Source organism: Achromobacter sp. LC458, assembly GCF_001005835.2.
Taxonomy (GTDB): Bacteria; Pseudomonadota; Gammaproteobacteria; order Burkholderiales; family Burkholderiaceae_B; genus Achromobacter; species Achromobacter spanius_B.
In genome coordinates, this window is record NZ_LBHW02000006.1 from 119,569 (window position 1) to 134,385 (window position 14,817).

At 65.8% G+C, this 14,817-nt stretch carries 2 protein-coding genes (1 of these 2 only partly in view); both read right to left on the reverse strand.

Going from position 1 to position 14,817, the window contains the following annotated elements; all coding sequences use genetic code 11:
* Positions 1–12,403: the 5' end (the start) of a tandem-95 repeat protein gene (locus tag YH64_RS07360; protein WP_185975342.1), read on the reverse strand. The gene continues 16,577 nt to the left of window position 1, outside the view; 12,403 of the gene's 28,980 nt are visible here — the first part of the coding sequence; it begins with the start codon at positions 12,401–12,403; the stop codon falls past the left edge of the window.
* A 250-nt stretch (positions 12,404–12,653) separates the two neighbouring features.
* Positions 12,654–14,816, reverse strand: coding sequence for an HlyD family efflux transporter periplasmic adaptor subunit (locus YH64_RS07365; protein WP_046805340.1), 2,163 nt, complete (start codon positions 14,814–14,816; stop codon positions 12,654–12,656).
* Position 14,817 lies beyond the last annotated feature (1 nt).

Below are 14,817 nucleotides of genomic sequence, written 5' to 3' on the forward strand. Positions count from 1 at the left end.
TGCCGTCGGCCTTCAAGGTCACCGAACCATTGCTCACCGCAATCGGCGTACCGACCACGATCGCACTGCCGTTGATCGCCGTAATGGCGTGACCGGCGTTCTCGAAGCTGTCGTTCGTATTGACGGCGATATTGACCGTCGTGTCTTCGTTGGTCGTGACCGTGTCGCCCGCGATATCCACCACCGCCGACACCGTCACGCTGACCGTCGACAAGCTGACGTTGCCCGTGCCATCCGAGATCGACACCACGAAGCTGTCGGCGCCGTAGTAGTCCGCCGTCGGCGTGTACGTGTACGCGCCCGTCGTGGCATTGACCGTGACTGAGCCATGCGTGGGCGCCGTGCCCACGCTGTAGGTCAGCGTGTCGCCGTCTCCATCAACGGCCGAGACGCGGCCGATGACGGCCGTATCCTCGTTGGTGCTGGTGGCGTAGTTGCCCGTCGCCGGGTCGAAGGTTTGGCCCGGAACGGCGGGGTCCACCGTCATCGGAGCATCCGCGACAGCGGTGACCGTGACAGTGACCGTTGCCGTCTCGGTCGCCCCTCCGGAGGTCACCGTGTACGTGAAGCTGGTCGAGCCGTTGTAGTTTGCCGTCGGCGCGAAGTCCAAGGTGCCGTCGGCCTTCAAGGTCACCGAGCCATTGCCGACCAGGACCGGCGTGCCAACCACTACCGCGCTGCCGTTGATGGCTGTGATGGCATGGCCTGCGTTTTCGAAGCTGTCGTTGGCGTTGACGGCGATGTTCACCGTCGTGTCTTCGTTGGTGGTGATCGTGTCGTTGGCAATGTCCACCACCGCCGACACCGTGACGCTAACGGTGGACAGGCTGACGTTGCCCGTGCCATCGCTGATGCCGATGACGAAGCTGTCGCTGCCGTAGTAGTCCGCCGTGGGCGTGTAGGTGTAGGCGCCCGTTGCCGGATTCACTGTCACCGTGCCGTGTGCGGCGTTGGTCGATACGCTGTACGTCAGCGTGTCGCCGTCGCCGTCGATGGCCGAAACCTGGCCGGTGACGGCCGTGTCTTCCGTGGTGCTGGTCGCGTAATTGCCGGTCGCCGGGTCGAAGGTTTGACCCGGAACGGCGGGGTCCACCGTCATTGGCGCATCCGCAACAGCGGTGACCGTGACAGTGACCGTTGCCGTTTCGGTTGCCCCGCCCGAGGTCACCGTATAGGTGAAGCTGGTCGAGCCGTTGTAGTTCGCGGCTGGCGCAAAGTCCAAGGTGCCGTCTGCCTTCAACGTCACCGAGCCGTTGGCCACCGCTATTGGCGTCCCCACCACGACCGCGCTGCCGTTGATCGCCGTAATGGCGTGGCCGGCGTTTTCAAACGTGTCATTCGCGTTGACGGCGATGTTGACCGTGGTGTCTTCATTGGTCGTGACCGTGTCGCCCGCGATATCCACCACCGCCGACACCGTGACGCTGACGGTGGACAACGTGACGTTGCCCGTGCCGTCCGAGATCGCGACGACGAAGCTATCGCTGCCGTAGTAGTCCGCCGTCGGCGTGTACGTGTAAGCGCCCGTCGTGGCGTTGACGGTGACCGAGCCATGCGCGGGCGCCGTGCCCACGCTGTAGGCCAGCGTGTCTCCGTCGCCGTCCACTGCCAGGACCCGGCCAATGACAGCCGTGTCCTCCACGGTGCTGGTGGCGTAGTTGCCTGTTGCCGGGTCAAAGGTTTGGCCCGCAACGGCGGGGTCCGCCGTCATCGGTGCGTCCGCCACAGGGGTCACTGTCACGGAAACCGTTGCCGTCTCAGTGGCGCCGCCAGAGGTCACGGTGTACGTGAAGCTGGTGGAACCGTTGTAGTTGGCAGCTGGCGCAAAGTCCAAGGTGCCGTCGGCCTTCAACGTCACCGAGCCGTTGCTCACCGCAATCGGCGTACCGACCACGACCGCGCTGCCGTTGATCGCCGTGATGGCATGGCCGGCGTTCTCGAAGGTGTCGTTCACGTTGACCGCGATGTTTACGGTCGTGTCCTCGTTGGTGGTGATGGTGTCGTTGGCAATGTCCACCACCGCCGACACCGTGACGCTGACCGTCGACAGGCTGACGTTGCCCGTGCCGTCCGAGATCGACACCACGAAGCTGTCGGCGCCGTAGTAGTCCGCCGTCGGCGTGTACGTGTAGGCACCCGTCGTGGCGTTGACGGTGACCGATCCGTGCGCGGGCGCCGTGCCCACGCTGTAGCTCAGCGTGTCGCCGTCGCCGTCGACGGCCGATACGCGGCCAATAACGGCCGTGTCCTCGTTCGTGCTGGTCGCGTAGTTGCCTGTTGCTGGGTCGAAGGTCTGGCCCGGAACGGCGGGGTCCACCGTCATCGGCGCATCCGCGACAGCGGTGACCGTGACAGTGACCGTTGCCGTCTCGGTCGCCCCTCCGGAAGTCACGGTGTACGTGAAGCTGGTCGAGCCGTTGTAGTTTGCCGTCGGCGCGAAGTCCAAGGTGCCGTCGGCCTTCAAGGTCACCAAGCCATTGCTCACCGCAATCGGCGTACCGACCACAACCGCGCTGCCGTTGATCGCGGTAATGGCATGGCCTGCGTTTTCAAAGCTGTCGTTGGCATTGACGGCGATGTTCACCGTCGTGTCTTCATTGGTCGTGACCGTGTCGCCCGCGATATCCACCACCGCCGAGACCGTGACGCTGACCGTCGACAAGCTGACGTTGCCCGTGCCATCAGAGATCGCGACGACGAAGCTGTCGCTGCCGTAGTAGTCCGCCGTCGGCGTGTACGTATACGCGCCCGTCGTGGCATTGACGGTGACCGAGCCATGCGCGGGCGCCGTGCCCACGCTGTAGGCCAGCGTGTCTCCGTCGCCATCCACTGCCGACACCCGGCCAATGACGGCCGTGTCTTCCACGGTGCTGGTTGCGTAGTTGCCGGTAGCCGGGTCGAAGGTTTGGCCCGGAACGGCGGGGTCCACGGTCATCGGCGCATCCGCAACAGCGGTGACGCTGACCGAAACCGTCGCCGTTTCCGTAACGCCACCAGAAGTCACGGTGTACGTGAAGCTGGTCGAGCCGTTGTAGTTGGCCGTCGGCGCGAAGTCCAAGGTGCCGTCGGCCTTCAAGGTCACCGAGCCGTTGCTCACCGCAATCGGCGTGCCAACCACCACCGCGCTGCCGTTGATCGCCGTGATGGCGTGACCGGCATTTTCAAACGTGTCATTCGCGTTGACGGCGATGTTGACCGTGGTGTCTTCGTTGGTCGTTACCGTGTCGCCCGCGATATCCACCACGGCCGACACCGTGACGCTGACGGTGGACAACGTGACGTTGCCCGTGCCGTCCGAGATCGCGACGACGAAGCTATCGCTGCCGTAGTAGTCCGCCGTCGGCGTGTACGTGTAGGCACCCGTCGTGGCGTTGACGGTGACCGAGCCATGCGCGGGCGCCGTGCCCACGCTGTAGGCCAGCGTGTCTCCGTCGCCGTCCACTGCCAGGACCCGGCCAATGACGGCCGTGTCTTCCACGGTGCTGGTTGCGTAGTTGCCTGTTGCCGGGTCAAAGGTTTGGCCCGCAACGGCGGGGTCCGCCGTCATCGGTGCATCCGCCACAGGGGTCACTGTCACGGAAACCGTTGCCGTCTCAGTGGCGCCGCCAGAGGTCACGGTGTACGTGAAGCTGGTGGAGCCGTTGTAGTTGGCAGCTGGCGCAAAGTCCAGAGTGCCGTCGGCCTTGAGCGTCACCGAACCATTGCTCACCGCAATCGGCGTTCCCACCACGACCGCGCTGCCGTTGATCGCCGTGATGGCGTGACCGGCGTTTTCGAAGCTGTCGTTCGTATTGACGGCGATGTTCACCGTCGTGTCTTCATTGGTCGTGACCGTGTCGCCCGCGATATCCACCACCGCCGACACCGTCATGGTGACCGTCGTCTGCAAGACGCCGCCAAAACCGTCCGACACCGTCACGACAAAACTGTCGGTGCCGTAGAAGTCGGCCGTTGGCGTATACGTATACGAGCCCGACGTGGCGTTGATGACCACCGCGCCATGAGCGGGCGTCGTGCTGACGGTGTAAGTCACCGGGTTGCCGTCGGTGTCCAGTGCGGAGATCTGGCCGATGATGGCCGTGTCTTCCTGCGTGGAGTTCTGGTAGTTGCCCGTCACCGGGTCGTACGCCTGGTTGCCGACACGCGGATCCAGCAGCACCGGGGGATCGTTGACCGGGGTAACGTTGACCGTCACCGTGGCAGTCTCGGTCACGCCGCCTGAGGTGACCGTGTAGGTGAAACTGGTGGTGCCGTTGTAGTTGCCCGACGGCAGGAAGTTCAAGGTGCCATTGGCCAGCAAGGTCACTGATCCGTTGGCGACACTGATCGGCGTGCCCACCACGGCGGAGGTGCCGTCGATGGCGGTGATGGCGGGGCTGGAACCTTCGAACGAGTCGTTGGCCAGCACGGCAATATTGATGGCCGTGTCTTCGTCGGTAGTGACCGTGTCGCTGGCAATATCCACCACCGCCGATACCGTTACCGAAACGGTGCTTTGCACCAGGCCGCCGTTGCCATCGTTGACGCTCACCACGAAGCTGTCGCTGCCGTTGTAATCCCCGGTGGGCGTGTAGGTGTAGGCGCCCGTCGTCGCGTTGATGATCACCACGCCATGCGTGGGCTGCGTCGACACCGAGTAGGCCAACGTATCGCCGTCCACGTCGGTTGCCGCAACCCGACCGCTGACCGCCGCGTCTTCCAGGGTGCTGACCGCGTAGCCGCCGGTGGCGGCGTTGAACACCTGACCCGCTACCGCCGGGTCGACCAAAACCGGGACGTCATTGACCGCCGTCACAGTGACGTTCACCGTTGCCGTTTCCGTGACGCCGCCCGACGTCACCGTGTAGGTGAAGCTGGTGGCGCCGTTGTAGTTGGCGGCAGGCGCGAAGTCCAGGGTGCCATCCGCCTTCAGCGTCACGAAGCCGTTGCTGACCGCCACCGGGGTACCGATGACGACCGCGCCGCCATTGATGGCGGTGATGGCGTGCGTGGCGTCCTCGAAGGAATCGTTGGCGTTGACGGCGATGTTGACCGGGGTATCTTCATTGGTCGTGACCGTGTCGTTGGCGATGTCTGCCACCGCCGCCACGGTCAGGGTCACCGTGGACTGCACGGTGCCGCCGTGGCCGTCCGACACCGTCACCACGAAACTGTCGCTGCCGTTGTAGTCCACGCCCGGGGTGTACGTGTACACGCCCGTCGAGGTGTTGATGATGACCAGGCCGTGGACCGGTTGCGTCGACACCGCATAGGCCAGGGTGTCGTTGTCCGGGTCGGTGGCGGACACGCGCCCGGTGAAGGCCGTGTCTTCGGTGGCGCTGACGGCGTAGTTGCCGGTGGCCGCGTTGAAGGTCTGGCCCAAGATAGCCGGGTCGGCGGGCACGGGCGGGCGGTTGCCCGGCGTGACCACGATGGTCGACACCGCCGTGGCCGACACGGAACCGCCGGTGTCGGTCACGGTGAAGTTCAGCAGACGCGCACCGGCCGTGGCCGACAACAAGGTGTCGCGGTAGGTCGCGCCGCGCACCAGGGTATCCAGCACGGTGTCGGCGATGACGCCGCCGCCGTTGCGTGTAATGACGAACCCGCCGGCGACGGTGTAGTTGACCAGCAATGCCACGCTGTTGACGGTCACCGTGTTCGACGACGAGGCGTTCAGCGCGAAGCTGGCGCCGCCCAAGGTGATGACCTCGTTGGCGCCGTCCTGCACGCCCGACACGGTGATGGCCAGCTGCTGGATGTCGTTGTCGCCAAAATCCGTGACGTCGGCCGTGGCCGTTGCAACGTTCACGGCGGCGCCGGCGCCCGTTTGGGTGCCGCTGTACGCCAGCGTGCCGTCTGCCGCGCCCACCGTCGAATTCAGGTCGATGACGGGTGCGTTGACGCTGTCGCGCCAGTCGAAGTTGCGCGTCAGCGGCACGGCGTTGCTGCCGTTGACCGCCGTATCCAAGTCGGTATCGGACAGGTTGAATGACACGACGGTGGTCGTCAGACCCGAACCGCTGGTGTTGACGATGCCGTCCTGCACCGCGAAACCGTCGTTGACGGTGCCGTGTTCAAAGATGTCCAGCAAGCCATCCTGATCGGTGTCGGTGGTGCTGGTCACCGAAGTGGGCTGACCGTCGCCGCGCTCGGCCACGTCGGCCGTGCCGTCGTTGTCGCTATCGGTATCCCGATAGTCGGCCAGGCTGTCGCCGTCCGTGTTTACCGGCGTCAAGCCCAGGCTGGCCGCCGCGGTCTTTTTGCTGGCGCTGGTGGTATCGGCATCGTAGCGGTCGTCCAGGCCGTCCTGGTCCACGTCCACCATGGACAAGCCCTGGCCGCTGGGCGGCTTGTAGGCCGCCGTGCTCTGGGCTTCCACATTGTCGGTAATGCCGTCGTTGTCGCTATCCAGATCCAGGCGGTCGACGATGCCGTCCGAGTCGGTGCTGTTGGTTTCGTTGATGTCCAGGATGCCGTCGTTGTCGTCGTCGATGTCGGCCACGTTCGCCACGCCATCGCCGTCGGTATCCAGCGGCGTGATGGTGGCGACCGCCACGTTGGACGCGGTGGGCGTCGCGACCGACGTGGCTTGTACCGAGATGGTGCGCGCGGCGGTCGAGCCGGACGTGGTGGTGAACGTGACCAGACCCAGCGCGGTCTGGTAATTGGCCAGCGTCGTGTTGCCGCTTAACGTGAGCACGCCCGTGCCGCTGTTGTAGCTGGCCGTGATGCCGGCCACGGCGCTGCCCAGCGCCAGGGTGTCGGCCGCCGTGGCGCCCGACAGGGTGATCGTCATCGATGCCAGGTTGTTGCCCTCGGGGTCGGTGACCGACACCAGGTTGCCGATGGCGACGGCGGTTTGATCGTACGTGGCGGTGTGATTCGACCCGGCGGTGGCGCCATTGAGGTCGATGCGCGCCGCATCCTGAACCTGGGTCACGGTGACCGTGACGTTCGCGGTCTCGGTGATGGTTCCGGACGTGACCGTATACGAGAACACGACGTTGCCCGAGGCCGCGGTGCCGGGATAGTCGGCAGCGGGCGTGAAGGTCAGCGTGCCGTCGGCGTTCAATACCACCGAGCCGTTGGTGACGGCCACTGCCGCGCCGCCCGCGGTGATCGGGGTGCCGTTGATGGCGGAGACGATACGGCCGCTGTTCTCGAAGGTATCGTTGGCCAGCACGTTGATGGTGATTGCCGTGTCTTCGGCGGTGGTGGCTGTGTCCGCCGCGATATCGGCAACGGCGGTAATGGTCAGCCCCACCGAACTTGTCGCGACGGAGAAGGCGGTGGCGTCGCCGTTGACGCTGGTGTCGGCGGTGCCGCCATTGGTGCCACTGGTCTGGTCCCAGGCGCGGATCGTCAGCGTGGCGGTGCCGTTGTAATCCGCGTTGGGGCGGAAGTACACGCGCGAATTGCCGCTGTTGGCCAGCAGCAAGGCGCTGCTGTTGGACACCGCGCTCATCTGCGTCCAGTTCGTGCCGTTGTTGATCGAATACCACCAGGTGCCATTGGTCGTGTCGGCGCCAATGATCGCCACGCCGCTCAGCGCGCCACTGTCGGCGTCCGAGGTCGAGCCGATGAAGTTGTTGACCGACGAACCGACCGCGCCGGTGGGCACGGGCGCGGGCACGCTGGCGTTCAGGTCTTCGTTGATGGTCGTCAGCGTGCGAGTGGCCGCGTTCAGCACCGGCGCATCGTTGACGTCCGTGATGAAGACCCTGACGGAGTCACTGGCGCTTGAGAACGCATTTGACGAGCCGATATTGACTTTGGTGCCGGCCGTGCCGGAACTTTGGTCCCATCCGCGCAACGTCATTTCGATGGTCGCATCGCCCGAAAAGCCGGCATCCGGCACGTAGTAAATCCGTGCATTGGGGTTGTCGGGCAACAACAGCGCGTTGGTCCCCGACACGGCGCCCATCGCGGCCCACGTGGCGCCGCCATCCAGCGAATACCACCAATCGCCGTGCGTGCCCGTGATGCTGATGATCGCAACGCCCTTGAGCGCGCCCGCATCCGCATCGGTCAAGCCGACCGTGAATTGGGAAACCAGCACGCCCACCGCGCCGGTGGGCACCGGCGCGTCTTCCAGGCCCGTGTACAGCAGGTCCGGCGACGTATCGAGCACCGGTGCGGTGTTTGCGCGCATCGCAATGGTGTCCGTCGCGGCCGAGAATGCGGTCGAGCCACCGTTGACCGTCGCGTCGCCCGTGGCGCCATTGATGCCGCTGGTGCGGTCCCAGGCACGGATGGTCAGCGCATTGGCCACATTGCCCAAGACCCCCGAGTTGGGCCGGAAGTACAGGCGCGTCGCGCCATCGGCCGCCAGCAGGCGGGCCGTGCCTTCGGTCAACGTCGTGACCTGCGTCCAGTTGGCGCCGTTATCCAACGAGTAGTACAGCGTGCCGGAACTGTTGATGGCCGTCACGGCAACGCCCTTGACCGCGCCGGTGTCGGCGTCCGTGACGCCGCCCACCAGGTCCGACACCAGGATGCCCACCTGGTTGCTCGGCGCGCCGTTGGTCGGCATGACGCCCACCACGGTCAGGCTCGTATCCGCCAGCACAGGCGCGTCGTTCACCGGCGTAATGGCCAGCGACAGATCGGCGTTGGAACTGCCGCCCGGCGTGGTGATGGTGTAGCGCACCAGCGGCACCAGGCCGTCGTAGTTGGAGGCCGAGGTGAAGGTATAGGAGCCGTCCGCGTTCAGCGTCAGCGTGCCCGTGGGAACGCCGTTGCGCACCAGCGTCGTCGCGACGCCCAGCGTGATCGTCGTGTCCGGCGTGCCATCGGCGTTGCTGTCATAGCTGGCGGCGGTGACGCTGCCGTTGCGGTTGAAGGTGTCGTTGGCCAGCAGACCCGCCGCCGCCGAGACTGACAGCAGCGTGTCTTCCACGGCGGTCGCGGAATCCGCTTGCGCCACGGGCGGCGCGATGCCGACGAAGTTGTCACGCCAGTTAAGGTCGGCGCTCAGGGCCTGGGCGTTGCTGCCGTTGGCCAGGATGTCCCCGTCGCTATCGGCCAGGGTGAAGCCGGTGACGGTGGCGGTCAGGCCGCTGCCGCTGGTGATGACGTTGCCGTCCTGCACGGCAAAGCCGTCGTTGACGGTGCCGTGTTCGAAGATGTCCAGCAGGCCGTCCTGGTCGGTGTCGATGGTGCTGGTGACGGACGTGGGTTGGCCGTCGCCACGCTCGGCCACGTCGGCCGTGCCGTCGTTGTCGCTGTCCGCGTCGTAGACGTCGGTGGTGCCGTCGCCGTCGGAGTCCACCGGCGTCAGGCCCAGGCTGGCAGCGGCCGTGGTCTTGTTGGCGCTGGTCGTGTCGGCGTCGTAGCGGTCGTCCAGGCCGTCGTGGTCCACGTCGACCATGCTCAGGCCCTGGCCGCTGGGCGGCTTGTAGCCTGCCGTGCTCTGGGCTTCAAGATTGTCGGTGATGCCGTCGTTGTCGCTGTCCAGGTCCAGGCGGTCGATCAGGCCGTCGCCATCGTGATCGTTGGCCGCGTTGAACGAGCTGACTTTGTAGATCTGTACATCGTCCAAACCCAGGTACGCGCCGTCACCGCCGGCCGGGCGAGCAATGGAGAACACGACAACCGGCGCGTTCGAGGTGGCGGTGAAGGTGATTTCGCCCTTGGACCAGGTCTTGAAGTTGTTGCCGTTGTAGGTCAGCGTATCGGCGTTGTACGACACACCGTCCACGGTGACCACGAAGTACGCCTGCATTCCGGTGAGGGTAAGGCCATTGACCCCGCCAAAAATCTCCTGGAACGAAATTCGGACAACGTCGCCTACCTGGATACCGGCAGAGGCGGGGATGATCACCTGCGAGGCCTCTTCCACGAAGCCGCTGTAGATGCCCATGAACACCTGGCCGTTTGCCGCGCCGGGCACACCATTCATTGCGCCGGCCCACTGGCCGGAACCCGCCAGGGAAAAGTTGCCCTTCCAGGTGTCGGGCGTATTCAGGGCAGCCGTGAATCCCGTGCCGACGACGCTGAAGTTCAAGCTGTCGTTCTCGGTACCCGCGACGCCCAGGGCGCCTTCCATGGAACCGTCGATCAGCGACGGCGGGATGACCTGCGTTTCCACGCTGTCCAGGATGCCGTCGTTATCGTCATCCAGATCGGCCACGTTGGCGACGCCATCGCCATCGGTATCAATCATCGTGATGGTGGTGACCGCCACGTTCGACGCCGTCGGCGCGGTGGCCGAGGTGGCTTGTACCGAGATTGTGCGTGCGGCAATCGAACCCGACGTAGTGGTGAAATACACCTGGCCAAGCGCCGTTTGATAGGTAGCCAGCGCGGCGTTGCCGGTCAGGGTCAACACGCCCGTGGCGCTGTTGTAGCTGGCAGTAATGCCGTTGACGGTGCCGCCCAGCGACAGGGTGTCTGCCGCGGTCGCGCCCGCCAAAGTGATGGTCATCGAGGCCAGATTATCGCCCTCGGGGTCGGTGACGGACACCTGGCGGCCGATGGCAACCGTGATCTGGTCGTAGGTGGTGCTGTAGTTTGCGCCAGCAGCCGACCCATCCAGGTCGATGCGCGGCGCATCCTGCACCTGCGTCACCGTAACGGTGACGTTCGCCGTCTCGGTCACGCCGCCCGAGGTGGCCGTGTAGCTGAAGACCGTGTTGGCCGAGGCCGCGGCGCCCGGATAATCCAGCGACGGCGTGAACGTGATGGTGCCGTCGGCGTTCAACACCACCGATCCATTGCTGACGCTGACTGCCGCCCCGCCCACGGTGATCGCCGTGCCATTGATCGCCGTGACGACGCGCCCGCTGTTTTCGAACGTGTCGTTGCCCAACACGTTGATGACCACCGGCGTTTCCTCGGCGGTGGTGGCGGTGTCCGCGACGATGTCGGCAACGGCGTTGACCGTGATGCTGACCGCGCTGGTGGCGGACGAGAAAGCCGTGATGCCGCCGTTGACGCTGGCGTCGGCGGTCGCACCATTGGTGCCGCTGGTCTGGTCCCAGGCGCGGATCGTCAGCGTGGCCGTGCCGTTGTAGTCGGCGTTGGGGCGGAAGTAAACGCGCGAGTTGCCGCTGTTGACAAGCAGCACCGCGCTGCTATCGGACACGGTGCCCATCTGGGTCCAGTTTGTGCCGTTGTTGGCCGAATACCACCACGTGCCGTTGGCCGTGTCAGCGCCCACGATGGCGACGCCCGTCAAGGGGCTGGCATCGACATCCGAGGTCGAGCCGATGAAGTTGTTGACGGATGAGCCCACCGCGCCGGTCGGCACGGGCGCGGGCACGTTCGCGTTCAAGTCTTCGCTGATGGCCGACAAGGTGCGCGTGGCCGCGTTGAGCACGGGCGCGTCATTGACGGCCGTGACCGACACCGCCACCGTGTCCGAGGCGGTCGACACCGCGCCGGAAATCGTGGTGGGGTTCACCTTGGTGCCCACCGTGCCCGCCGTCTGATCCCAGCCGCGCAGCGTCAGCGCGTTGCCCGCGCTGCCGTTGAAATTAAGGTTGGGCTGGTAGTAAAGCCGCGAGTTCGGCGTGTCGGCCAGCAGCAGCGCGCTAGTCGTGCTGACGGTGCCCACCGACGCCCAGTTGGCGCCGCCGTCCACCGAATACCACCACGTGCCGTTTGTCGTCGTGGTGCCGATCACCGCGATGCCCTTGACCGCCCCCGGATCCAGGTCGGTCAGGCCCACCGTATAGGTCGAAACGGTGACACCCACCGCGCCGACGGGCGCGCCGGAGTCTTCCGAGCCTGTGTAGACCAGGTTCTGCAAGGGGTCCAACACGGGGGGCAACAGCACGTGGTTCCAGTCCTGCGCCGAGACGGCCAGGGCTTCGATCGAACCGCTGGTGCGTTCCAGCGTCCAATCGCCACCCAGCGACACCGCGCCGGTGTAGTCCGTGGAGGCGGCCACATCCGCACCCGTAATCACGCCCAGCGTTTGCACCGCCGCCGCGCCCAGGTCACCCTTGCCGAAGTCGCAACCGTAAAGCAGCACGTCGGCGTCGGCGCTCAAGGCCGAGCCGATCTGCATCAGCTCCGCGCGGTATTCGCCCTGCATGGATTCCAGCGTCAGCGTCGCCGTGCCCAGTTGCAGGGCTCCCGCTTCGCCGTGGCTAAGGATATGGACGGCGTCCACGTCGTGGCGGCCGTTCAGCGTGTCGGCAATGAAGCGCAAGCCGTCCACACCGGGCTCGATGAAGTGCACCTCGGCTCCGGCGGGCAGCGCTTTGGCCAGCACGTCCGGCTGTTCCACCGAGCGATCGATGAAGTAGACCTCGCTACGCTCGGCCAGCGGCTCGGCCGGCGCGGCCTTGTGCTGTTCCACCGCGCCCAGGGCGGCGATCAGCTGCGCGTGCTCCTGGGTCTCGGCCGCGGGCGGTGCATCGGGGACGGCATGCGCCGCCTCCTGCGCGGTCTTGGCAACCGCGGCGTCCAGCAAGACGCGAGGTTCCAGAGCCTGGAGGAAGAGGCGCGACGTCAGCGTGCGAGCGCCGAGGGCTTGCGAAGTCTTCTTGCCGAAACGCGAAGCGGACGATTTTTTCAAAATACACCTCTCACAGAGATCGCTGAAGCGCGGCGCGTCGATGCGCCCGCCAAATTTCTTGCTACGAACAGGGCAGGCGTTGCCGTCGGCAACGCCCCACATTCATGAAACGCGCCAACGGCGCGTTGACCAGATTTCAGGGGGCTCATGCGCCGGCCTCCCGCAACAGCACGCTGACCACGCGCCGCACGACGCGGCTGGCCAGGCTGATGGGTTCGCCTTTGATCTGCATTTCGCCGCGCAGCTCGGTCAACGGGCGATCGTCGCGCGATGCGTCGGTGACGTTGGCGGCCACTTCGAACACGGCCTGCTCGGCGCGCAGCCTGCCTTCGAACTGGCGCGCGGCCACGTCACCGCCATGAGCGGAAGTCAGGATCCAGTTTTCCAACGTGTCATTGGCCGCCGCGCCAACGCGCGCGATCTGGACGGCGCGCGCGGGCATCAGGCGTTGCTCGTCCACGAATTCGCCACTGTCGCCTTCGCGGATGCGGCGCAAGTCATCGGCGTTGACGTAACCGCGCGCTTCCAGGCTGCCCGGCGCGGCGATGATCGCCAGCCGCGTCTTCTCATCCACCCATCGACCCGGCGACAACTCCAGCGCCAGCTCGACCACCACGCCATCAATCGGCGCGCGCACCGCCAGGCGCGAACGCTCGCGCTCCAGGCCGGTGGCGCGGTCGCGTTCCAGCTGCACTTCGCGCGCCAGGGTCAGGGTTTCGGACAAGTCCTTGCGGTCGGCGCTGCGCCGATCCAGCCGTTCGTTCAGCAGCCGTTCGCGTTCCCGCGTGGCCACCAGTTGTTGTTCGATTTCCGAGGCGCTCAACGCCATCAGGATCTGCCCGGCCCGCACCGTTTCACCTTGGCGAACGCGCACCGCTTCCAGGCGCGCGGGGCGCGGCGCAAAGGCGGGCGCCTGCTCGGTGGCGGTCAGCACAGCGGGGATGCGCACGGTGTACGGCAGCGGCACCAGCAACACGGCTACCAGCAGCACCAGCACGCCCAGCGTGATGAACGCCTGCCGGCCGACTTCGTGGCGGCGCTTGACCCACACTTTCATCTCGCGCCAGATCGGCAACAGGATGAACCAGCTGATCTCCACGGCAAACAGGAAGATGCCCAGGATCTTGAAGAAGTAGTGATAGACCAGCAACGCGATACCCAGGAACAGAAAGAAGCGGTAGATCCAGGTGGCGTAGGCAAAGCCGATCAGCAGCAGGCGCGTGTGGCCGTAGGTGGGTTCGGGTTGTTCGTCGCCGTAGCCGAACAGCCGTTCGCGCATCCACCAGCGCGCCATCGCGAACGAACGGTCTTGCAGGCCGGGAATGCCGATCAGGTCGCTGAACAGGTAGTAGCCGTCAAAGCGCATCAGCGGGTTCAGGTTGACCGCCAGGCTCAGCACCCAGCCGGTGGTGGCCAGGGCAAAGGCCACGTTGCGCCACGGGCCGTCTGGCACGAATACCCAGGCCAGCGTCGCAAACACCGCCACCAGCAATTCCACGGCCATGCCCGCGCCGTCGATCAGCACGCGCTGGCGGCGCGGCAAGCGCCATGCGTCGGTGGTGTCCGTGTACAGGATGGGCGTCATCACCACGAACGCCACGCCCATGGTGGTGACGCGCGATCCCAGGCGCACGGCCGTATAACCGTGACCAAGTTCGTGCAGGGTTTTTACAAAGGCCAGGCTCAAGCCGAAGGCGATCAGGCCGGTGGCCGAGATCATGTCTGGAAACGTATGCAGGAAGGCTTCCCACTGGCGCGACACCAGGTACAGGCCGGACACGCCCAGCAGCAGCGCCAATATCCAGAACGTGCGCGAGAAGAACGGCGTGACCAGCGGCAGCGTGCGGCGCAAAAACGCATCGGGGCGCGCCAGCGGCACTTTGAAGAACAGATAGCTGTGCAGCATGCGCGTGGCCAGCGAACGCTTCTGCGCGCTGCGCTGCTGCCGCACGCGGGCATAGGTTTCGCCCGCGGCCGGGGCAACCAGTTCATGGCGTTGCAGGAACTCGATCAGCCCCAGGATCTTGTGATCGTCGGGCGCGCGGCCGGTGCTGCGCGCCACGGCCGAGCGCAACGCGCCGACCGTGCCCTGATGCCATTGGGCCAGCATGCCGACCGTGTCCTGGTCGACAGCAAAAAACCGGTGCGCGGCCGGATCATGGATGCGCCAATTGCCGCCCCATTCCCCGGCGCGCGTGCCGCCTTGGTCGCGGATCAGCCGCAAGTCCTGGCGCAGCGGCGGCAGCACGCGGGCGTCCAGGCTGGCTTCAGGGTCAGCGTCGTCGATAAGCAGGGCGGTGGCGTCCATG

What these genes read in the sequence shown, in the direction of transcription:
- YH64_RS07365 (WP_046805340.1), bottom strand. Translation starts at nt 14,816, where the DNA reads ATGGACGCCACCGCCCTGCTTATCGACGACGCTGACCCTGAAGCCAGC.